General features: G+C 50.0%; 21 protein-coding genes and 2 pseudogenes. 9 read left to right on the top strand and 14 right to left on the bottom strand.

Annotated features, from left to right (window positions below):
• Positions 1-85: 85 nt before the first annotated feature.
• The 6 genes and pseudogenes from ABGT74_RS09345 to ABGT74_RS09320 all read right to left on the bottom strand — a co-directional run bounded on the left by ABGT74_RS09345 (position 86) and on the right by ABGT74_RS09320 (position 4,683).
• Positions 86-1,132 (bottom strand): annotated as a pseudogene (locus ABGT74_RS09345) (TRAP transporter large permease).
• 121 nt (positions 1,133-1,253) lie between these two features.
• Positions 1,254-1,370 (bottom strand): annotated as a pseudogene (locus ABGT74_RS09340) (hypothetical protein); the annotation flags it as partial.
• Positions 1,367-1,849 carry a TRAP transporter small permease gene (locus ABGT74_RS09335; RefSeq protein WP_346705326.1) on the bottom strand — a complete coding sequence of 161 codons (483 nt, stop codon included), beginning with the start codon at positions 1,847-1,849 and terminating at the stop codon, positions 1,367-1,369. The pseudogene ABGT74_RS09340 and the gene ABGT74_RS09335, both read right to left, overlap by 4 nt.
• Before the next feature lie 20 nt (positions 1,850-1,869).
• Positions 1,870-2,904: a C4-dicarboxylate TRAP transporter substrate-binding protein gene (locus tag ABGT74_RS09330; protein WP_346705325.1), complete on the bottom strand. Its 1,035-nt coding sequence runs from the start codon at positions 2,902-2,904 to the stop codon at positions 1,870-1,872.
• A gap of 44 nt (positions 2,905-2,948) precedes the next feature.
• A complete protein-coding gene (locus ABGT74_RS09325) occupies positions 2,949-3,611 on the bottom strand; it encodes an RraA family protein (protein WP_346705324.1) in 663 nt (220 codons plus the stop codon).
• A 1-nt stretch (position 3,612) separates the two neighbouring features.
• On the bottom strand, positions 3,613-4,683 hold the full coding sequence (locus ABGT74_RS09320) for a mannonate dehydratase (RefSeq protein ID WP_346705323.1): 1,071 nt from the start codon (positions 4,681-4,683) through the stop codon (positions 3,613-3,615).
• Between the two features lie 105 nt (positions 4,684-4,788).
• Here ABGT74_RS09320 and ABGT74_RS09315 point away from each other — a divergent pair, with 105 nt between their 5' ends.
• Both ABGT74_RS09315 and moaC read left to right on the top strand, forming a co-directional pair.
• The gene (locus ABGT74_RS09315; protein WP_346705322.1) at positions 4,789-5,661 is read left to right on the top strand and encodes an AraC family transcriptional regulator; all 873 of its coding nucleotides are present in this window, start codon (positions 4,789-4,791) and stop codon (positions 5,659-5,661) included.
• Between the two features lie 96 nt (positions 5,662-5,757).
• Complete coding sequence (gene moaC, locus ABGT74_RS09310) at positions 5,758-6,387, top strand: cyclic pyranopterin monophosphate synthase MoaC (protein WP_346705321.1); 630 nt, start codon at positions 5,758-5,760, stop codon at positions 6,385-6,387.
• A gap of 29 nt (positions 6,388-6,416) precedes the next feature.
• Here the strand turns inward: moaC and ABGT74_RS09305 are convergent, their stop codons facing one another.
• Positions 6,417-6,929, bottom strand: a complete 513-nt coding sequence (locus ABGT74_RS09305; protein ID WP_346705320.1) for a cyclophilin-like fold protein — start codon at positions 6,927-6,929, stop codon at positions 6,417-6,419.
• 39 nt (positions 6,930-6,968) lie between these two features.
• A complete protein-coding gene (locus tag ABGT74_RS09300; protein ID WP_346705319.1) occupies positions 6,969-7,940 on the bottom strand; it encodes an alpha/beta hydrolase in 972 nt (323 codons plus the stop codon).
• 110 nt (positions 7,941-8,050) lie between these two features.
• On the opposite strand from ABGT74_RS09300, the gene ABGT74_RS09295 reads away from it, so the two are divergent.
• The 6 genes from ABGT74_RS09295 (at position 8,051) to ABGT74_RS09270 (ending at position 11,177) form a co-directional block, all read left to right on the top strand.
• On the top strand, positions 8,051-8,500 hold the full coding sequence (locus ABGT74_RS09295) for a MerR family transcriptional regulator (RefSeq protein ID WP_346705318.1): 450 nt from the start codon (positions 8,051-8,053) through the stop codon (positions 8,498-8,500).
• Between the two features lie 107 nt (positions 8,501-8,607).
• Positions 8,608-9,048 carry a MarR family transcriptional regulator gene (locus ABGT74_RS09290; protein ID WP_346705317.1) on the top strand — a complete coding sequence of 147 codons (441 nt, stop codon included), beginning with the start codon at positions 8,608-8,610 and terminating at the stop codon, positions 9,046-9,048.
• 117 nt (positions 9,049-9,165) lie between these two features.
• Entirely contained in the window at positions 9,166-9,483 is a 318-nt protein-coding gene (locus tag ABGT74_RS09285; protein ID WP_346705315.1) for a hypothetical protein, read from the top strand.
• Positions 9,459-10,145 (top strand): MATE family efflux transporter, encoded by a 687-nt coding sequence (locus ABGT74_RS09280; protein WP_346705314.1) that lies wholly within the window; start codon positions 9,459-9,461, stop codon positions 10,143-10,145. Before ABGT74_RS09285 ends, ABGT74_RS09280 begins: the two co-directional genes overlap by 25 nt.
• Positions 10,069-10,548, top strand: a complete 480-nt coding sequence (locus ABGT74_RS09275; RefSeq protein WP_346705361.1) for an MATE family efflux transporter — start codon at positions 10,069-10,071, stop codon at positions 10,546-10,548. The genes ABGT74_RS09280 and ABGT74_RS09275 overlap by 77 nt, the downstream gene beginning before the upstream one ends.
• Positions 10,549-10,598: 50 nt before the next feature.
• Positions 10,599-11,177, top strand: a complete 579-nt coding sequence (locus tag ABGT74_RS09270; RefSeq protein ID WP_346705313.1) for a cytidylate kinase-like family protein — start codon at positions 10,599-10,601, stop codon at positions 11,175-11,177.
• On the opposite strand, the gene ABGT74_RS09265 is transcribed toward ABGT74_RS09270, so the two are convergent.
• Positions 11,171-12,349 carry an MFS transporter gene (locus ABGT74_RS09265; RefSeq protein WP_346705312.1) on the bottom strand — a complete coding sequence of 393 codons (1,179 nt, stop codon included), beginning with the start codon at positions 12,347-12,349 and terminating at the stop codon, positions 11,171-11,173. The two genes, ABGT74_RS09270 and ABGT74_RS09265, sit on opposite strands and share 7 nt — an antisense overlap.
• Before the next feature lie 152 nt (positions 12,350-12,501).
• On the opposite strand from ABGT74_RS09265, the gene ABGT74_RS09260 reads away from it, so the two are divergent.
• Positions 12,502-12,936, top strand: a complete 435-nt coding sequence (locus ABGT74_RS09260) for a MarR family transcriptional regulator (RefSeq protein WP_346705311.1) — start codon at positions 12,502-12,504, stop codon at positions 12,934-12,936.
• Positions 12,937-13,067: 131 nt separating this feature from the next.
• Here the strand turns inward: ABGT74_RS09260 and nifJ are convergent, their stop codons facing one another.
• The 5 genes from nifJ to ABGT74_RS09235 form a co-directional block, all read right to left on the bottom strand.
• A complete protein-coding gene (nifJ, locus tag ABGT74_RS09255; protein ID WP_346705310.1) occupies positions 13,068-16,598 on the bottom strand; it encodes a pyruvate:ferredoxin (flavodoxin) oxidoreductase in 3,531 nt (1,176 codons plus the stop codon).
• A 50-nt stretch (positions 16,599-16,648) separates the two neighbouring features.
• Positions 16,649-17,809, bottom strand: a complete 1,161-nt coding sequence (locus ABGT74_RS09250; protein ID WP_346705309.1) for a UxaA family hydrolase — start codon at positions 17,807-17,809, stop codon at positions 16,649-16,651.
• A gap of 10 nt (positions 17,810-17,819) precedes the next feature.
• Entirely contained in the window at positions 17,820-18,257 is a 438-nt protein-coding gene (locus tag ABGT74_RS09245) for a UxaA family hydrolase (RefSeq protein ID WP_346705308.1), read from the bottom strand.
• Between the two features lie 288 nt (positions 18,258-18,545).
• Positions 18,546-19,307, bottom strand: a complete 762-nt coding sequence (locus ABGT74_RS09240) for an IclR family transcriptional regulator (RefSeq protein ID WP_297284138.1) — start codon at positions 19,305-19,307, stop codon at positions 18,546-18,548.
• Positions 19,308-19,541: 234 nt separating this feature from the next.
• Positions 19,542-20,669: a PTS transporter subunit EIIC gene (locus tag ABGT74_RS09235; RefSeq protein ID WP_297284139.1), complete on the bottom strand. Its 1,128-nt coding sequence runs from the start codon at positions 20,667-20,669 to the stop codon at positions 19,542-19,544.
• Positions 20,670-20,748 lie beyond the last annotated feature (79 nt).

Below are 20,748 nucleotides of genomic sequence, written 5' to 3'. Positions count from 1 at the left end.
TATTATAGTTGAGAAAGAGGAAAATCAGTTGTTTTGGCTGTTCTAATACGAAAAGATTATGCTGCATGCGAAAAATCGTTAGTGATTAGAACATCAGATCCACAATTCCGCAGGTGAAGGCCGGGACAAAGGTCAGCAAAAGCAGGCAGATCAGTAAAAGGATATAGAATGGGATCGCTTCCTGGAGAAATGCCTTGATCTTGCACTTTGTAATATCGCAGGTTACAAACATCAGAATGCCCATCGGAGGCGTCAGGCAGCCCAGAGCCAGATTGAAAATAACAACCATGGCAAACTGAATTTCATTAATCTGGAAGGCTGCTGCAACCGGCGCCAGCAGAGGAACCAGCACAACCATAGCTGCGCTTCCTTCAATGAACATACCCACCAGCAGCAGGAAGATATTGATCATAATGAGGAAGATGTACTTGTTGGCTGTGAGCCCGACGATAAATTCCGTCAACTGCTGTGGAATCTGCTCCTTTGTCAGAATCCATGCAAAGGCAGATGCAGATCCTACAATCAACATGATGGACGCCGTTGTGGTGATGGTTTCTTTGACTCACGACATAAAGGCGTCAACCGTCAGCTCTCTATAGAGTACACCCAGAAAAATCGAGTAGACAATGGCGACTACACCGGCTTCCGTTGGGGTGAAGATACCAAGGCGCACACCGCCGATGATGATAACAGGCAGGCATAGAGGCAGAATAGCCTGTTTCACGATAGACAATGCTTGTCCCGCAGAAATTCTTTCTTTGCTGGCCAGCTTGTATCCTCGTCTTTTACTAATGAAGGATACTAAAATCATGAGAGATAAGCACAGAAGCAGACTGGGGCCGATGCCTGCAATAAAGAGCTTTCCGATGGAGACATTGGCGATCGAGCCATAAAGGATCATGGCAATTCCAGGCGGAATCAGAGGGGTAATAATGGAAGATGTTGCAGTGATAACCGTAGAAAACTCTTTGCTGTATCCCTTGGCCTCCATTTCCGGAACCAGCATTTTTGCTTCCATGGCGGCGTCGGCTAAGTTCGAGCCGGAGAGTCCGCCCATCAAGGTGGACAGTAATACGTTGACTTGTGCCAGTCCGCCATTCATTCGGTGGGTCAGCAGCTGGCAGAAGGCCATGACTCGTTTGGTGACGCCGGAATAGTTCATAAAGACACCGGCACAGACAAAAAAAGGGAACTGCTAAAAGAGCCATATTGCTCATGCCAGCCAGCATGCGCTGTGCAAACAACTGCGTGGCAATTCCAGGGGTGAGCATAAAGTAAGTCATGGAACCGCAGAGCAGAGAGACAAAGACCGGTACCTTGAGAAAAATCAGCACCAGAATCACAATCGAAGCAATACCGATTACACTCATGCGTCACCCTCCCTTTTTTCAAAAAGATATACAAACTGGCTGATGATCATCAGGATGCAGCCAACCGGAAGGATACCGTATATGATTGCATAAGGAATCCCCAGGATGTTTGTTATTCTGGAACTTTGCAGCATCTGCATGGAATATGCCAGTCCCTTTTGAAACAGATACGCCAGTACAACGACATTGACCAGCGCTACAAGCCAGATAATCGCTCGCTGTATTGCCGGCGGCAGGCTGTCCACCAATACATCAATGCAAATATGACTGCCGTGCCGAAAAACCGCGCTGCCGCCCATGACAGCCATCCACAAAAAGCAGAGCAGCTGCGCTTCCTCCAGCCATATCAGAGGAGCGTGGACGAAATAGCGCATGATAACGCCTACAAATGTAATAATGACCAGAATGATAAATGCAATTCCAGCCACCATCCAATCAATGTTTATGGCATGGCGCAGTAACTTTTTTGTTGTGCTCATGGGTCACTCCTCCGGACACCTCAACTGTTAATGATTTCCTGCAGCGTATCATACAAGCCCTCAGACCAGACACTGGTGAATACATCCATCTCATAGAAGGACTTGGTGGCTTCTTTCAGCTCATCGTAATCCAGTTCGATGACCTGCACGCCTTCTTCTTTCATCTTTTCCAGTGCTTCCGCATGGGCTTTTTCAGAAATTTCGTTGTTCATAACGCCGGCTTCCTCAGCGGAGGATGACAAAATCTCCTTCTGCTCATCGGTCAGGCTGTCATAGAAAGTGGTGCCGCAGACCCAGGAGGTGAAGTCCTTGATGTGTCCGTCCAGAATCACATACTTCGCAACTTCCTGATACTTGCCCGCATACAGAGTGGACAGCGGATTTTCCAGTCCATCAATAACACCCTGCTGCAAAGAGGTGTATACATCACCCAGAGACATCGGAACAGGCGTAGCATTCAGCACTTTGAAGCCTTCAATTTGGATTTTATTATTGGGTACGCGAATCTTCAGTCCCTTGAAGTCTTCAACAGAGTTGACGGGCTTGGTGGTCATGGTATGGCGCTCACCGAAGTGCCACGAGGTCAGAACCTTCAGACCCTGTCCCTCTAGGATTCCACACTGGTCAGCCCACCAGTCGCTGGCCAGAACTTTATCCAGCTGCTCCCAGTTTTCAAACATATAAGGACCAAAGGTAATGCCCATATCAGGTGCGCCGCGGTCGGCAAAGTAGCCTGCGCTGCCTGTGGTGATCACTGCTTTACCGGCAATCATCTGATCCATCAGGTCGTCCTTGTTGCCCAACTGGCTGGAGGGAAACAGTTCTACCACCATAGAACCTCCGGATTTTTCCTCTACCAGACGTTTCCACTCCTTACAGGCAACATCCATCGGCTCGCCGGGATTCATTTCATAGCCAATCTGAATGCGAATTGGATTGGCTGCATCCCCATTGCTGCCTTCCCCTGTTCCAGCGGAAGAAGAGGTACCGCCGCCGCATGCTGTCATAGAGAGCACCATGGCTCCACTCAAAAGCGCACACAAGATCTTTTTCATTTCCACTTTCATTCCTTTCATTTTTTACATCAATGCTTTGTGTATCAAAGAATCCCGAATTTCGCAAACGCTTCGGTAGCGCTCATGCCGCCCTCAATTGCCTGCCGCACTACCTTTTCGCCTCGTGCTTTTTCCAGAGCTTTGGTAATTACCACCTCCTCTACCTTCTGAGGAATAATCAGCACGCCGTCCAAATCTCCAAATACCAGGTCGCCCGGATGTATTCCGACATCGCCAACTTCAATATAGCAGCGATAATCGATGACCTGAGTTCTTACACTGGAATCCTGTGCATAGCGGCCGCGCGAAAACACAGGAAAGTTCTGAGAAAGCATCTGAGGTGTATCTCGATGGAAGCCATTGATAACAGCACCCACTGCCCCGCGCTTCTTGGCAGTTGCAGTCAATAACTCGCCCCAATAAGCACAGCGCATCGCTCCGCCGGAGGCAATATAGATTTCGCCGGGCTGGAGTTGGTCTAATGCCTGTGTCAGCAGGCCGAAAGGCTTTTCCTGCTCCCCATAGACATCCACCATGACCGCAGGCATCGCCCGACCTGCCAGTTTCATTTCCAGTTTGGCGGGTGTAATTTCCTGAGGAAGAAACTGGTGATAATATCCCAATGTATCGAGGATATCACCTACTACCGGCGTATAGAGCTCCTGACAAATGAGCTGAAACAGTTCCTGATCGTTCTTCCATTCCATGTCAATTCTCCCTTCCCCATATCATCTGTTTGACTGCACGCATATAACCGAGGGCAAATGCCATGCCTGCATACCACGCATCCTTGCAGTTGAGCAGGGGAGTATGATCTGGAATCAGTACGCCTTGATAATCGTACTCCTTGAGAATTCTGGCAACCTCCAGCATATTGATATCGCCCTCATCCACAAAGACTTCCTTGTAGTGAGGGACTTTTCCCTTCACGTTTCGGAAATGGATGTACGCCGCTGCGTTGGATTCCAGTGCATATCGCAGCATATCATATGTATTGCCTTCTGTCATCTCTTGAATGCTGCCCAGGCAAAGTTCAAAGCAGTTGGAGGGGCTGTCGCTGATCTCGCGCACCTTTTCATAGAACCGAGGTTGGTAAACCAGTCGTGCGTGACCGCGCATCGTGGGCATCGGGGGATCGTCCGGATGGAGCGCCAGTTGCACTCCATACTCTTCAGCGACAGGCAGCAGTTCTCTGATAAAGCGGGTGTAGCGATCCCAGAGTTCTTCATGGGTAACGGGCTTCAAAAATCCCTTAGGGGCATTGGTGTCATAGGTCATATTCCATACCTCACCCAGTGGGATGGGACAGTCAGCTCCCGCCGTTTCATCATCAAAGCAGGCGCTTTCTGCACCGCCCCGGGCTGCGTTGCGTCTTGTGTGCCCCCAGACTCCTGCAATACTGAAATTATATCCGAATACTGGAATACCTGCTTCTCCTACATTCCGGATGATCTGCTTGAGGTTTTTCATCTGCTCGTCCCGCTTTTCTCCATCCAGCAGAACATCATACCAGTCAGAGGGAGCAAAGTTTTCAATCGCATAAAGATTCAAACCGTACTCCGCCATCTCTTCCTTTATTTTGATAATGCTTTCTTTTTCCCAAATGGGATCGTTTAGTTCACAGACACCGTAGTTTTCCTCTGCATTTGTTGTGGGAAGAATATTCCCCACATAGTAGTTGGCCAGATGGGCAACTACATCGGTGCATCCAGATTGCTGGGCAAAAATGCAGTGGTCCTTATTTAACATGTCTCTGTACAGGCCAATTCCGAGCCTCATAGAATACCTCCTTGTATATATGCCTGCAAATGTGTGTTGGGGCGATCAATGCATTCTGCAAGCAAATATTTACCAATTTTTTTTGTTAAAATATAACAAGTTTTATTGTTCTTTTGCTTGTTTTATTTATATCTTATCGTTATTATATCGTCGTGCCTATTTCACTTCTTGTCTGGCATTGACTTTTTTTGTGTTTTTTTAGCATTGCGCTATTATCATGATTTTTTTGAGGTATTTCTGCTTTTGGAGGGCGAACAGGAATATTCTACTTCCGAATGTCACAACATCCTTCAACCCGGCTCTTTGATGCTGGTGCGCCCAGGAGAGGTACATAGCCGCGCTTACACCAAACCGGGAAGGCATATTAACCTCGCTTTTTCCCACCAAATTGCCGAAAGCCTTTTTTCATATCTTGGTCCCGGCTTTCCGACCCATGAGCTGATGACTTCCACCAAACCTCCCTGTGTATTATTGACACCGGGAGAAAAAAATAAGGTAAAACAGATGTTGGAGGATATTGGCAGCACGGATATCAATAACGTTGACCTTATTAAAACGCAGATGCGTATTCTGGTTATGCGTATTTTCATCACATATTTTTCCAATAGCCTGTATTTTTCGGAAAATACAGATCAGGATTGGTTTGAGCATCTGCTTTATCAGATGGAGACGAATCGAAATTATATCCACGGTTTGGAGCGGATGATTCAACTGTCCGGCTGTTCTCACGAACATTTGTGCCGTGTATTTAAAGCCAAAATGAACTGTACCCCCATCCACTATATCAACAAGCTAAAGTTGAATTACGCCGCCAATCAGCTGATACATACGGATAGCAGTATTTTGGATATTTGTCTGGATGTTGGGTTTTCTAATTTGAGCTATTTTTATCGGATTTTTCAAGAGGAGTATGGCCTTTCACCAGCAAAATTCCGACACCAGTATCAAAGTACGAAAATAGATACGAAATTTGAATAAGGTGTTGCTCGGTTATGCGGATTTCGTATTTTGATATTTAGGAGAGAATTTTCTGATAAATCTTAGGCAGAGATAATAAAAAATAAATGGGATGGTATGATACCATCCCATTTTATTCGTGCAATTGTTGCCGATAAGGAATTCTTTGCTGATGGACATTGTTCGATAACAGAACCTCTGATACAATGGAGTACGAAAATGGTGCAAACACCATTGAGAAAAGCACAGGAGATGAGAAAATTGCAGCTTTCCCATTTGGATGACAAAGGAAACGCACATATGGTAAACATTGGTGAAAAAGCAATCACCGAGCGCATGGCCGTGGCGCAGGCGGAAATAAGGATGCAGCCCCAAACGCTGGCCATGATATGCGAGGGAACCATGCCGAAGGGAGACGTTTTCTCCTGCGCGCGTATTGCCGGCATTATGGCGGCAAAGCGGACGTTTGAATGGATCCCGATGTGCCATCCGCTGCCGATTGAATCGTTTTCCATTGACTTTGAAACCGAAGAACCGGCGTGTTTGCGAGTTAAAGCCACGCTGAAATGCCATTGGAAAACCGGTATTGAGATGGAAGCTCTGACCGCGGCCAGTGTTGCGGCTTTGACGGTTTATGATATGTGCAAAGCGGTTGACCGCGGCATGGAAATACAAAATATCTGCCTGTTAGAGAAAGCAGGGGGCAAATCCGGACATTATATCAGAAACAAAGAAGAGAAGTTATAACAGCCGGATAAATCAAGCAGTTCGATTTGTCATTCGGTCAGGGATAACGTGACTGTGACGGTGTCTGCGCTGAGCAGTTCTGTCAATGCTTCGTCAAAGTCTGTCATATGTCCCAGTTTGGTATAGCTCCAAGTGTTGGAGCCATAGAACAGCACGATAGAATTTCCGTTATACAAAACGATATCCCCCGGCTCGGTTGTGATTTGGGTATTGTCCGACGTGAGGGTTTGCGGCAATGCGCCGACTTGCTCAAAGCCGCCGTATGCGGTCATCTGTATGGTCAGTGCGCCATCCGCAAGCAGTGCTTTCAAATCCTCGACCGCGCGGTTTTCCTCCCACTGGACGGGAATCTCCGTGCCGTTGACTTCGAGCACGATGGTTTGGTCGGACGTACTCTCCCCTTCTGCCGTCTCTTCCGGCGGTTGTACGTCCGATGGATCGGAAACAGACGGCACGGTGGCCGTGTCCGTTGTGGCGGGCGGTGTTTCGCATCCGGTCATGCCCATGCAGACAAGCAGGGTCAGCATCAGTTTGGAAAGCATATGCTATGCACCTCCTATGCAATACGCAATTTCAAGGGCTTACTTGAGGTATTCGTTAAAAAACGCGGCCATTTTATCAAACGGAATGACATCCAGATTGTCATACAGATCGGTGTGGACAGCGCCGGGAATCAGCATCAGTTCCTTATTGTCGCCGGTCAGTTTAGCATAGGCGTCGCGGCTGAAATAGCAGGAATGCGCTTTGTCGCCGTGAATCAGCAGTACCGCGCTGCGGATTTCCTGACTGTATTGCAGAATCGGCATGTTGAGGAAGGACAGCGACGAGGTGACATTCCATCCATCGTTAGAGTTGAGCGAGCGGGGATGGTAGCCGCGCTCGGTTTTGTAGTACGCATAATAGTCCTTGACAAAATCGGGCGCATCCGCAGGCAGCGGGTCGACCACGCCGCCGGCGCGGGCATAACTTCCGTTTTTATAATCCTCCGTGCGCTGCGCACAGAGCGCCTTGCGCTTTTCGAAGCGCGCCTGTTCGCTGTCCTCTGCGTCAAAATATCCCTTTGCGGTGACGCGGGTCATGTCGTACATAGTGGAAGCGACGGTCGCTTTGATGCGGGGGTCGATCGCGGCGGCGTTGAGCGCCATGCCGCCCCAACCACAGATACCGATGATGCCGATGCGCTCAGGGTCTACGTTTTCCTGCACGGAGAGGAAATCTACCGCCGCCTGAAAATCCTCGGTATTGATATCCGGCGAGGCGACGTTGCGCGGGAAGCCGCCGCTTTCACCGGTGAAAGACGGGTCGAAAGCAATGGTCAGAAAGCCTTTTTCCGCCATTTTCTGTGCGTACAGACCGGAGGACTGTTCTTTGACTGCTCCAAACGGGCCGCTGACAGCCAGCGCAGGAAGTGGGCCGTCCACGCCGCGCGGCGCATACAGATCGGCTGCCAGCGTGACGCCGTAGCGATTGTGAAAGGTGACTTTCTTGTGCTCCACCTGTTCGCTGCGCGGGAAGGTTTTATCCCATTCTGTGCCCAATTGCAATTTTTCCATATTTGCTGCTCCTTTTCGTTTGACGGGGTTGTTATTCTATGATAAAATCATTGTAATACCTAAACCTGACTTTAGGTCAAGATGTTTTTTGCGAAAGGTGTGGAAAAGGAATGTACACAATTGGCGAGGTATCCAGAATGTTTGATATTCCGGTTTCGACGCTGCGATATTACGATAAAGAAGGATTATTTCCCGGGATGCGCCGGGATTCCGGTATCCGAAAGTTCAGTGAGCAGGAGATCGACGCGCTGCGCGTGATCGACTGTCTGAAAAAATCCGGTCTGGAGATCAAGGATATCAAACGGTTTATGGGGTGGTGCGTGGAGGGCAGCAGCACCTATCCGGAGCGGCTTGCGTTGTTTCGTCGGCAAAAGCAGTGCGTCGAGGAGGAGATGGAGCGTTTGCAGCAGGTGCAGGCAATGCTGCGGTTCAAGTGCTGGTACTATGAGCAGGCGTTGCAGGACGGAAGCGAGGAACGGCTGCGCCATATGAAACCGGAGGAAATGCCGAAGGACATCCGGAAAGCCTATGCGCAATCCCATCCGACATTGGGCGAATAGCGCGCAGAGGAAAGCGGGATGGATCAATTGCTTTTTACCATTGTCTTGACAAATGCGATAAAGCAGCCTATTATGTAATTAGTTACTTATTTGGATGAGGTGAACTTATGCCGGGCGTGATGCCGTTTGGATTGAAAATCGCCATTATTAACCGCGCGTTTCGCAAGAAGCTGGATGAAAAGGCTGGCACCATGGGATTGACCGCAGTGCAGCTGCGTGTGCTGGGGTCGGTCAGTCGCCTGGAGGCGGCAGGACAAACGGAAATCCATCAGGATGATTTGGAACGGATCGAGCATGTGACGCATCCGGCTATGACTAAGCTGCTGCAGCGACTGGAAAGCAAGGGATTTATCCGTTGTGTTCCCAGCGACATAGACCGAAGATATAAAAAAATCACCTGTACAGAGCAGTCACGCGGTATCCATCAGATGATTTTGGCGCAGGATGAAGAGGTCTTGTCGGAATTGTGCAGCAATTTTACACAGGAGCAAAAGCAAACGCTGCTGCAAATGGCAGATATGCTTTTGAAAAACATTGATTCGGAATAGCCCTTTCGATTGAGGAAAAAGCAATTCCTGGGCAGTGTGTCGAGATAACCCCTCCGGTGCGCTGCCTGCTTTTTCATCTTAATAAGTAACCAGTTACTTAATAAGGAGAGCATAAGAATGGAAAAAATTGTTTCAACAAGCAAAAGTCCTTTTGCAACCGAGCCAGTCGGCCGGTTGATCGTGAGATTTGCGGTTCCCTGTGTTATTTCCCTGCTGGTCAACTCGCTGTATAACATTGTTGACCAGATTTTTATTGGCTGGGGCGTTGGCTATCTGGGAAATGGCGCAACCAATGTTGTATTCCCTATCACGATCATTGCACTGGCGTTTGCGTCGATGATTGGCGACGGCGGCGCGGCATTTTTGAGTTTGAAACTCGGTGAAGGGGATATCGACAGCGCGAAAAAGGCGTGGGCAACGCTGTCATTATGGTGACAGTGGTCAGTATTGCTTTGATGGCTGTTTTTCTCATTTTCATCAATCCGATTTTGACGCTGTTTGGCGCAACCGATGCGCTGCGCTCTTATGCGTTGGAATATGGCTATATCATTGGCATGGGTCTGCCGTTTATGATGATTCCCACTGCACTCAATTCCATGATCCGTGCGGATGGAAGCCCGAAGTATGCTATGTTTTCCATGATTCTCGGCGCTGTCATCAATACGGTTCTTGACCCCATTTTCATCTTCGTATTTCATATGGGCGTGCAGGGCGCGGCAATCGCCACCGTCCTGGGACAGGTTGGTTCCTTTATCGTATCGGTCGCGTACCTTTTCCGCTTTAAAACCTTTCATGTCGATACTTCTGCTTTTCGTCTGCGTGCAAAAAACTGTAAAAATGTATTAAGTCTTGGCATCAGCAGCTTCATCACACAAATTGCCATTACGATCGTCATGGCGCTTTCGAATAATCTGCTGGCGTCGTATGGTGCGCAGTCGATTTATGGGGCGGAAATTCCGCTGACAGCCATGGGGATTGTGATGAAGGTCAATCAGATATTGATTTCGATTCTGGGTCGGTATCTCCACCGGTGCGCAGCCGATCATCGGCTTCAATTACGGATCAAAGAATTTCCTGCGCGTGCGCAAGGCATTTGATATTGCGCTGGTTGCCTCGGAAATCGTAGCCATCATCGCATTCCTGATCTTCCAGTTCGCTCCGATGAGCGTCGTTTCGCTGTTTGGTTCGGAGGAAGGCTTGTACAATGAATTTGCCGTATTGTCGTTCCGCATCTTTTTGCTGTTTTGTCCTCTGACCGGTTTTCAGACCGTGATGGCAATTTATTTGCAGGCCATCGGCAAGCCGGTGAAATCGGCAATTCTTTCGCTTTCCCGCCAAATAATTTTCTTTGTGCCGACGGCAATCATTTTGCCGATGTTCCTCGGCGTGGTCGGTGTGCTGTGGACGGGTCCGGTCGCAGACGGTCTGGCTTTTCTGTTTTCGCTGATTCTGCTCATTTATGAGAGAAAGCAGTTAAAAGAAGACCCGGCAGCGGCATAAGTGGGCAGAGCAAAGAAATATATATGTTGATTGGAAGGAGAGGTCCAAATATGAAAAACAGAGCGATTACCATCAGTCGTGAGTTTGGCAGCGGCGGCCGTACGATTGGCAAAAAAGTAGCGGAAGAGTTGGGAATCCCCTGCTATGACAGTGAGCTGCTTCAGAAAATTGCAGAGCAAAGCGGGTTCAGCGAAAATTATATCAAGGATGCGGGCGAATACTCGCCCGGTGGATACCTGTCCTCGGCTTTTTCACACCGGGCAGCCGGACCCAACAACGCGGATTATCTGTGGACGATTCAGTATAACATCATCACTGAGCTCGCGGAAAAGGGGCCGTGTGTCATTGTCGGCCGCTGCGCGGACTACATTTTGCGGGACAAGGCGGATTGCCTGCGGGTGTTCATCCATGCGGATATGAAATTCCGCGCAGAGCGTATCGTCAAGGTATACGGCGAGCGCGAAGCCGCTCCGGAGCAGCGTCTCAAGGAAAAGGATAAACGCCGCGCCATTTATCATCGGTTTTATACCAATATGAAGTGGGGGCATGCGCAGAATTATGATATCACGCTCAACAGCGGAACGCTGGGGATTGATACCTGTGTGTACATTATCAAAGGGCTTTACTGATGGTGCAGCTCATGCCGCAGCTTGTGGTAATACCCATCCACGTGGATGATATAAATGATACCGCCGATGACATAGGCAATGGCAGTCAGAGCAAAGCCAGTCGGCAAACCGATGGTTTCCTGCAGACAGCCCATCAGAAGAGAGCCGATACCGATGCCGACGTCATAAGATAGCATGTAGGTGGCGTTGGCGACGCCGCGCTTGGGGGCGGGGGTAGTACCGGTTACAAAGGACTGGAACAGCGGCTGCAAAATACCATAGCCAAGTCCGAAGAAATAGCCCGCGATCAGCATATGTACGCCGGTGGACAAAAACAGATAGCTCGCCATCGTGATAATCAGAATTACCAGACTGATATAAACCAAAACACGGTGTTTGGCGGCATCAATCATCTTTTGTGTGGATAATTTAGAGGTCAACATGCCGGCAACAAGGCAGATATAGAAGTATGGGAGAAAGGGCGTTAAGCCCTTTTCCTGTGCCAGAATGGAGGAATAAGCAATCACTGCGCCGTAGGGAATCATCAAAAACATCATGTTGAACATGAATGGAAGTGCGGAAACGTGGATGGTATCTTTAAACGAAAATTTTTTCCGCTCTACCTTGGGATAGCGGATGCGGCAACAGGCAACGCAAATCAGAGCGACCACGGTGATGCCGAAAATCGTCAGGAAGGAGGCTTTGCTGCTCATGTTGTTCTGTACCTGAATGCCGACATAGGGGCCGACCGCCATGCCGATGGACACCGTAAAAGCAAAGCGGCTGATGCCCTCGGTGATTTTGGTCACCGGCAGTACATCGCTGGCCAGCGTCATGGTGGCCGAGCCGCAGACCGAGTACACCGCGCCCATGTACAGGCGAATGACAATCAGTGCGCCGAATAGCGGGAACGCGATAAAACTGGGGAAGGACAGGCAGAATAGTGCCAGAAACAGTAGATAGACGTGATAACGGTTGAAATTATCCAGCAAATAGCCTGCAATCGGACGAAACAGAATGGTTGCCACGGACATGGCAGTCAGCACGATACCGATTTTCGACCAGGTGATGCCGATTTCCTGACAATAGATGGGGATAATAGGGATAGAGGCATAAAACGCTGCTAATACCAACAGGTTGGTGATAAAGAGAAGGATGAATTTTCGGTTCCAGATTTTTTCTGTTTGTTCCATGTGCGTAAAGCTCCTTTATAGGTGTGAGTAAAAAAATATAGTGGCAAATGCCACTATATTAGAATAACATGGGAACATGGCCGCGTCATTATCCGGTTGCAACTGCAACTAAAATAGCTTATAATAACAACCAGCAGAAGGGAGGCTTGTGCATGCCTTACATCATGGACAGTCCGTTCAAGGCCATATCTATTTTATACCGAAAATCGCATATTTGGCTCAATAATGGTTGTGTCCCCTACCATTTGACGGCGGCACAGGCCGTAGTCATTCTGATTGTCTGCGATTTTGACGGTTTGACACAGGATGAAATCACCAAGCGGCTGTCATTGGACAAAAGTGTGATTGCAAAGACGGTTACCAAACTGGAGGAAATCGGCTTTCTCATTCGTTCCACCAACGCAAAGGATAAGCGCACCTATGATATCCGCCCCACGGAAAAGGCGTGGGAGGTGTATCCATTCATCAAAGAGCAGATTGAAGCGTGCTTCGGACAAATCACGCAGCACATGACAGGCGACGAGCGCAAGGAATTCCAGCGGCTGCTGCTTATGGCTGCGGAAGCGGCCCTCGCACTGGAGGATTGAGTTTTTTGACGATTCGGGAAATTGATGCAGAGGTTTAAAAAAGACAAAACCCGTTCAGTCAGTAAAAGATTACCGGCTGAACGGGTTTTTCTGTCATAGGCTATCAGAAAAGCATTTTGGGAAATTGGAAATTATACGTTGGCATCGTCCGCCATTTTGCGGTATTTTTCATAGCGAGCCTTGATATCGCAAATTGCCTTTTCATAAAGGGCATCTGCACGATCGGGAAAATTGTTTTTGAGCGATGCAAAGCGATTTTCGCCCATCAGGTAATCCATCAGTTTGCTCGTATCCGGCTCGGGAGAATCCAACTGGAAGGGATTGAGCCCCTGCGCCGTACGGCGCGGATCGTAGCGATACAGCTGCCAGTATCCGCATTCAACCGCTTTTTTCATTTCAGTCTGCGTGCAGCTCATGCCTGCCTTGATATGCTGTTCGAGGCACGGGCAGTAGCAGATAATCAGCGACGGGCCTGGATACGCTTCTGCTTCGCGGATGGCCTTGAGTGTTTGCGCCTGATCGTAACCGATGGCTACCTGTGCGACATATACATAGCCGTAGTTCATAAAGATGGCGCCGAGATCCTTCTTAGCGATTTGCTTGCCGCCCGAGGCGAATTTTGCAACCGCAGCGGTCGGTGTTGCCTTGGAGGATTGACCGCCCGTGTTGGAATAGACTTCGGTATCCAATACCATCAGGTTCACATCCTGATTCTGCGCAAGTACATGATCGATGCCACCGAAACCGATATCGTAAGCCCAGCCGTCGCCGCCGATTGCCCAAACGGATTTTTTCGACAGATATTCCTTGTTTTCCAGCACAAAGGTGACATCAGGCGTGTTTTCGACATCGTCTAGTGCTGCAATCAGCGCATCTGACACTGAGCGGGATTTTTCGTGGTCATTCCAGTTAGCCAGATAAGCATCGATTGCATTTACTGCGACGCCTGCTTTGCGCAGGGATTCCAGATGCAGGATGATTTCTTTGCGGATAGCATCCTGTGCGTGGAAGAAACCGTAGGCAAATTCCGCATTATCTTCAAACAGAGAATGTTCCCAAGCCGGGCCAAAGCCGCGGTTATCCTTGCAATACGGTAGGATGGGAGCGCCACCGCTGTATGCAGAGGAGCAGCCTGCCGCGTTACCAATGTACATATGGTCGCCCACCAGCTGGCTGACCAGTTTAATATAAGTGGTTTCGGCACAGCCGGCACAGGCAGCGGAGAACTGGAAATAGGGCTTTGCAAATTGGATGGACTTCATGTTCTTATCGCTGATGACATCCGGCTTGAGATAGCGTTCGTTCATAGCGACTGCGTCAAAGTTGCTCTGTTCTTTCTTCATTTCTTCAAATGGCGTCATGGTCAATGCGCCCTCTACCGGGCAGGCTGTCAGGCAGACGCCGCAGCCAAGACAGTCATAGGGGGAAACCTGTATCCGATAGGAGTACGACGGCGCATCCTTGCCCAGGCCCTTGGCCGGTACAGTCGTGAAGGATGCTGGCACACCTGCCTGCTCCTCTTCGGTCAGCAAAACCGGGCGGATGGCTGCGTGCGGACAGGTAGCTACACAGCGGTTGCACTGTGCACACTTGCTGCCGTCCCACTTGGGCACCTTGGTGGCAACGCCGCGCTTGGCATAGGCCGAAGTGCCGTTTTCCCAGGTGCCGTCTAGCACACCGTGCTTCTGGAATACCGAAACCGGTAGTTTATCACCTTGCTGACGATCCATCGGCAGCACGATATCCTTGACAAATGGAGTCGCATCGACCTCCGTCGTCGGGGTGTCTGTCGCATCTGCCCAATCAGCTGGAATATCCACCTTGACGGCGGCGCTGATGCCGACATCAACCGCCTGATTGTTCATATCAACGATCTTTTGACCGGCCTTCTTGAAGTAAGAATTATAGTTATTCTTTTTCATATCTTCGACCGCAATATCCAGTGGTATGACCTTGGTCAGTGCAAAGAAGGCTGCTTGCAGAATGCTGTTGGTGCGCTTGCCTAGACCGATTTCAGCGGCTAGCTTGGCCGCGTCGATGATGTAGAACTGAGCATGTTTACGGCACAGATCGCGTTTGACCTTGGCAGGCAGGCGTGTTTCCAGATCTTCCACACTCCACGGGCAGTTGAGCAGGTAGATACCGCCATCCTTGAGATCTTCGGTGGTGTCATACTTGCTGACATAGGTCGGCGCGTGTACCGCTACAAAATCTGCAGCCGAAACAAGGTAGGTTGAGAGGATTGGTTCGTCACCAAAGCGCAGGTGCGACTGGGTCAAGCCGCCAGATTTCATCGAGTCATAGGAGAAATAAGCCTGTGCATATTTATCTGCCGTCAGTCCGATGGTCGTGATCGCATTTTTGTTTGCGCCGACCGTACCATCGCCGCCCAGACCCCACAACTTGCAGGAAACCTGCCCCGGATGCGGCATCTCGACTTCCTTGTAGTCGAGCGAAGTGTAAGTAACGTCATCGTTGATGCCAATGGTGAAGTTGTTTTTCGGGGTATCCTGTGCGAGGTTGTCATAGACTGCAATCAGCTGGCCAGGAGTGGTATCTTTGGAGGACAAGCCGTAACGACCGCCGATGATCTGAATATCGCCGCGTCCTGCCTGGTGCAGCGCAGTGCAGACGTCCAGATAGACCGGCTCACCAACCGAACCGACTTCCTTGGAGCGGTCGAGTACTGCAATCTTTTTGCAGGTTGCCGGAATGGCTGCCGAAAAATGCGGAACTGAGAATGGGCGGTACAGGTGGATCTGCACCATGCCGACCTTGCGGCCGTGTGCGTTGAGGTAGTTTACGGTTTCCTTGAGTGCTTCCGAGGCTGAGCACATGACAACAACAACTTCCTCTGCGTCCTCTGCGCCATAGTAATTGAACAGCTGGTAGTTGCGGCCAGTGATCTTGTTGATCTCATGCATATAGTGCTCAACCGTCTCAGGCACGATTGCGCTCTTGACGTTTGCGCCTTCCTTGCACTGGAAATAAATATCGGGGTTTACATTGTTGCCACGGTTGGTAGGATGCTCCGGATTGAGCGCGTTACGGCGGAAGTCGCGCAATGCGTCGTAGTCAACTAAGCCGCGCAGTTCTTCATAATCGAGCGCCTCAATACGTTGCATCTCGTGTGAGGTACGGAAACCGTCAAAGCAATGCATAAACGCATACTTTGCACGGATAGCGGACAGGTGCGCGACCGCGCCCAAATCCATCGCTTCCTGCGGTGAGGAGGACATCAGCATGGCATAGCCGGTGGTGCGGCAGGTCATAAAGTCGGTGTGATCGCCGAAGATAGAATGGTGGTTGGAGGTGACCACACGGGAAGCAATGTGCATGACGTTGGGAAGAAACTGACCACCCATCGCATACATGGCGGGAATCATGAGCATCAGACCCTGCGATGAAGTAAACGTCGTGGTCAGTGCGCCGGCCTGCAAAGCACCGTGGCAGGTGCCCGCGGCGCCTGCTTCCGACTGCATCTGAATCACATCTACGGTCGAACCAAACAGATTTTTTCTGCCCTTTGCAGACCATTCATCCACCTTTTCCGCCATCGGAGAGGATGGCGTGATCGGATAGATTGCCGCCACCTCGGTAAAGGCATAGGCAACATGGGCTGCAGCCGTGTTTCCATCCATCACGGCGTAATTTTTCTTCATTGGACTTTCATCTCCTATATCGACAGATACTTATTTTGGCATATAAAGACTCAAACAAAGTTGCATACACGGGCAATCGACATTTCAGTAAAGCCAAGCGCTTCGGCTTTGGTCTGACGACCGCTGGCCACCTCGGACACCAATTGCATCAGGTCGTCCCCTAACTGCTGGAGGCTGCCGCCATAAATCAGGGAAGAAGCATCTACGTCGATGTTATCTTCCATTTTGGCAAAGGTCATACGGTTGCCGGTGATTTTGATAACCGGAGCGATGGGATTGCCGGTCGGCGTGCCGCGTCCAGTGGAGAATACGACCACCTGTGCACCGCCTGCGACCATAGCGGAAACCGAAGCCGGGTCATTGCCCGGGGTATCCATAATGACCAGACCACTTTTGGGTTTGATTTGTTTGGCATAGTCATAAACCGCCATAATGGGGCTGTTGCCACCCTTGTGGATGCAGCCGAGGGATTTTTCCTCCAGCGTAGTAATGCCGCCAGCCTTGTTGCCTGGTGCGGGATTGCCTTCGCGGATTTTCTCTCCGACCAGATGCATCGCCCGTTCATACCGGTGGACAATTTCGAAAATCCGGTCATGTACCTCTTTATTTGCTGCACGGCGGGCAAGAATATGTTCGGCACCAATAAATTCCGTGGTTTCGGACAGAATGGAGGTGCCTCCTGCCGCCACAATGCGGTCGCTCATTTCCCCGATCAGCACATTGGCTGCTAAGCCGCTGGTAGGGTCGGAGCCACCGCATTCGGTTCCGATGATCAGTTCGGACATAGGGAAGGGCATTTTTTGCAGCAGGGAGGCCTGCGTTGTCAGCTCTTTGGCATATCGTACGCCGATATCGACCGCTTTGAGCGTGCCGCCGACTTCTTGAATGATGACCTGACGGATCGGCTTGTTGGTACGCTCCTGAATGGCCTTAACCACTAGATCCATCTGGCAGTTTTCACATCCGAGCGAGACGACGACTGTTCCATAAATATTCGGATTGGCGGCATAACCCGCCATTACATCCATAACATACTGCTGGTCGGAAGCGACTTGCGAACAGCCGAGTTGGTTGTTGAAAGTGACCGCGCCTTCGACTTGCTGGGCAATGATGCGGGCGGTATCCGAAGCACAGACGCTGGCGGGAAGGATCAGCACCTTGTTGCGCACACCTACGCGGCCGTCAGGCCGCTGATATCCATAAAAAGTCATGTCTGTCCTCCTATTCTTTTTCTTCGGGGTTTTCCCGGCGGCCTTCTACATTGTGCACATGGACGTGTTCGCCGGTTGTTATGTCACAGGTCGCAAAGCCGATATGTTCTCCATATTTGACAACCGGTTCTTCGCAGCCAATAACCCGGATGGCAAGCTTATGATAAATGGGAATATCATTCCGCGCCGTCAGGGTATGTTCCACACCGTCGCAAAGGTAGGTGACAGTATCGCCTTGGAAAATCGGCTCAATGGCTACCGCAACATTATCTTTGCTGTCAATAATCATGGCATTACACATGCACTCCACTCCTTTTTCACTGCTGTGATGTTTTGCTTGTAAAAAACTCCGGGCATCTGCCGGCCTTGTGTCAGATCTCAAAGGATACACAGGGATCTGTATTTTCAAAGTTTTATTTTCCTTGCAGCAATCATGCTGCTCTCTCAATTGTATTGCCACTTCAGTTGTTCGTAATTAGGAATTACATTCCTAATTACGAATCCGTGTTCTGATTATAACACCATAGCACCAATCTGTCAAACAGATTTTGGGAAGGATTTTGACATATTTCACAAAAAGAATCCCAGTATTTTCTTGTTTAGTCACTAGGAAATGAGGTGAAATGGCAGTTCTATTTTGGGGAACAGCGTCCGATGCATAAAAAAACAGATCCTGCCGTTTGGGGGCATGGATCTGTCTGCTGCGCATTGCGCGCAATCGGTATTTTCGATTTGGTCAGAAAAAATTGATGATTTCGCCTAACTGTTCAATTGCGGTCTGTGCATCCTTCAGACACCGACAGACCTGCGCTATCTTTTCCTCCTGACAGCGGAACAACGGCATCGAAACGCTCAGGGCGGCGAAAACCTTGCCCTGTCGATGCAGTGGAACCGCCCAGCACGCCATCTGTGCAGTGGATTCTTCCTGCTCGGTTGCGATTTCTCCGTTGCGAATCGCATCCAACTGTGCGATCAGACAATCCGGGTCGGTAATCGTATGTTCGGTCAAACGAGGCATTCCGTCAGCATAAAGCGCCCTGACTTCCTCATTGGTTAGTCCACTGAGCAGCGCTTTGCCAATGGCCGTTGCATTGGCAGGCAAACGATTTCCCACCCAGGAAATCATACGGATCGCCTGTGTAGAGTCCTCTTTTCCTACATATAGCACATTGCCGTGATCCAAAATACCGAATTGGCAGGTCTCCTGACAGGCGGCGACCACCTGCTTCATGATTTTGGTGACAGGTTCCATCCCGCCGTCGGCTGAGAAAGCTGCGCCGAGTACCAATCCGCTTGGGCCAATGGTATACCGCCCGGTTTCATGATTTTGCTGCAAATAACGCCGTTCTTCCAACGTGTGAACGATGGGAAACAGACTGCTTTTGGGCGCATTTAATGTCTGTGCCAATTCTGTCAGGGTCATTCCCGCTTTCACAGCGGACACATGCTCCAGAATGTCTAATATGCGTGTGGTTGTGCGATGTTGGTCTTGTGCCATCCAAGTAGTCCCCTTTCCATATAGAAAGCTGCCGGATGCGGGAGTGATTTATGGCCGGATGCTTCCTATTTCCATTATAACAAGTTCCTCTTTTTTTGCAAGTAATGTCAAAGCGCAGCAAAAAAATACGAGGAATGACCGGAATAGTCATTCCTCGTATGAAGGGGATACCGGCCAGGAAAGGGAAAACCGGTTTGAGATAGTATCTAAATATGTTTTTGGAAGGCAGTGGTATCAGCCTTCGCTCTCGGTTACAGCATTTTCGATTGCGGAATCATCAAAGCCGACTACAAGCGTCAGGATGAAGCCAGCAACAAAGCTGACGGCCAGAGAAATAAGGAATGGGATAAATGCTACCGTCCAGAACACGGGCAGCGTAGTCAGCGCCGGGAAAGCAAACGCAGATGCTTGACAGCGGAACCAGCCGGCGATTGCACCGCCGATGCCGCCGGCAATGCAGGCGCAAACCATAGGCTTTTTCAGACGAATGTTGACACCGAACAGCGCAGGCTCCGTGATGCCGAAGAGAGCGGCAATCGCTGCCGACACTGCGGTGGAGCGCAGCTGCTTGTTGCGGGTGCGGATGCCGACCGCAAGCGCCGCGCCGCTCTGCGAGAAAATCGAACCACCAATCAGGGCCAGAATGGTGTCATACCCGTTGACCGCAATATTGTTCAGGATGATTGGGAACAGTCCCCAGTTGAAGCCGAAGATGACCATCACCTGGAAAAGAGCACCCAATACAAAACCGGCGACCAAGGGACTGAGACCGTATAGCCACTGATATCCTGCTGCTACCCAGTTGCCGATATATAGGCCGATTGGGCCAAAGACAACCAATGTGACCGGGATGACCAGAATCAGGCACACCGGCGGAGTCAGGATGGCGCGTACTGTTTCCGGAATCACCTTTTTACAAAGGATTTCCACCCACTTGAGCATGTAAACTGCCAACAGGATAGGGATAACCGTAGAAGAGTAAGTCATCGCCTTTGCGGGGAGGCCGAGAATGGAGAAGTCCTCTCCGGCCTCCATGAGGGCGACAAAGGTCGGATGTACCAAAACACAGGCAACCAACACCGCACAGAACGGCTCGGTTCCAAAGCGTTTTGCCGCAGTAAATGCCAAGAACACGGGGATAAAGTAGAAGAATGCATCGCCCATTGCGTAAAATACGCTGTAAAGCGGATCGCCTTCTACAATGACATTCGCAGCAATCAAAAGTGCAACGATACCTTTCAGAATACCGGCCGCAACCATCAATGTGATGAAGGGGAGGAAAACGGAAGAGATCAGGTCAATGACACGATCTAATAGGTTCTTTTTCTTCGGCTCAGCGGCAGTGTTCTCTTGATTAGCCACAGGCTCAACTCCTTTCTCTTTTGCGCGTGATATGCCGGATATCGGAATTATTCAACCAGAGCAATGACACGCGTCGGTG

The organism is uncultured Agathobaculum sp. (assembly GCF_963927765.1).
Classification (GTDB): Bacteria; Bacillota; Clostridia; order Oscillospirales; family Butyricicoccaceae; genus Agathobaculum.
Note: the sequence above shows the minus strand (reverse complement) of the source record. Positions and strands in the feature narration are given on the sequence as shown.

Bases quoted from the DNA above. Each gene is read 5' to 3' on its own strand.
- ABGT74_RS09335 (WP_346705326.1), bottom strand. From the start codon at position 1,849: ATGAGCACAACAAAAAAGTTACTGCGCCATGCCATAAACATTGATTGG.
- ABGT74_RS09330 (WP_346705325.1), bottom strand. From the start codon at position 2,904: ATGAAAAAGATCTTGTGTGCGCTTTTGAGTGGAGCCATGGTGCTCTCT.
- ABGT74_RS09325 (WP_346705324.1), bottom strand. From the start codon at position 3,611: ATGGAATGGAAGAACGATCAGGAACTGTTTCAGCTCATTTGTCAGGAG.
- ABGT74_RS09320 (WP_346705323.1), bottom strand. From the start codon at position 4,683: ATGAGGCTCGGAATTGGCCTGTACAGAGACATGTTAAATAAGGACCAC.
- moaC (WP_346705321.1), top strand. From the start codon at position 5,758: ATGATACCATCCCATTTTATTCGTGCAATTGTTGCCGATAAGGAATTC.
- ABGT74_RS09305 (WP_346705320.1), bottom strand. From the start codon at position 6,929: ATGCTTTCCAAACTGATGCTGACCCTGCTTGTCTGCATGGGCATGACC.
- ABGT74_RS09300 (WP_346705319.1), bottom strand. From the start codon at position 7,940: ATGGAAAAATTGCAATTGGGCACAGAATGGGATAAAACCTTCCCGCGC.
- ABGT74_RS09295 (WP_346705318.1), top strand. From the start codon at position 8,051: ATGTACACAATTGGCGAGGTATCCAGAATGTTTGATATTCCGGTTTCG.
- ABGT74_RS09290 (WP_346705317.1), top strand. From the start codon at position 8,608: ATGCCGGGCGTGATGCCGTTTGGATTGAAAATCGCCATTATTAACCGC.
- ABGT74_RS09285 (WP_346705315.1), top strand. From the start codon at position 9,166: ATGGAAAAAATTGTTTCAACAAGCAAAAGTCCTTTTGCAACCGAGCCA.
- ABGT74_RS09270 (WP_346705313.1), top strand. From the start codon at position 10,599: ATGAAAAACAGAGCGATTACCATCAGTCGTGAGTTTGGCAGCGGCGGC.
- ABGT74_RS09265 (WP_346705312.1), bottom strand. From the start codon at position 12,349: ATGGAACAAACAGAAAAAATCTGGAACCGAAAATTCATCCTTCTCTTT.
- ABGT74_RS09260 (WP_346705311.1), top strand. From the start codon at position 12,502: ATGCCTTACATCATGGACAGTCCGTTCAAGGCCATATCTATTTTATAC.
- nifJ (WP_346705310.1), bottom strand. From the start codon at position 16,598: ATGAAGAAAAATTACGCCGTGATGGATGGAAACACGGCTGCAGCCCAT.
- ABGT74_RS09250 (WP_346705309.1), bottom strand. From the start codon at position 17,809: ATGACTTTTTATGGATATCAGCGGCCTGACGGCCGCGTAGGTGTGCGC.
- ABGT74_RS09240 (WP_297284138.1), bottom strand. From the start codon at position 19,307: ATGGCACAAGACCAACATCGCACAACCACACGCATATTAGACATTCTG.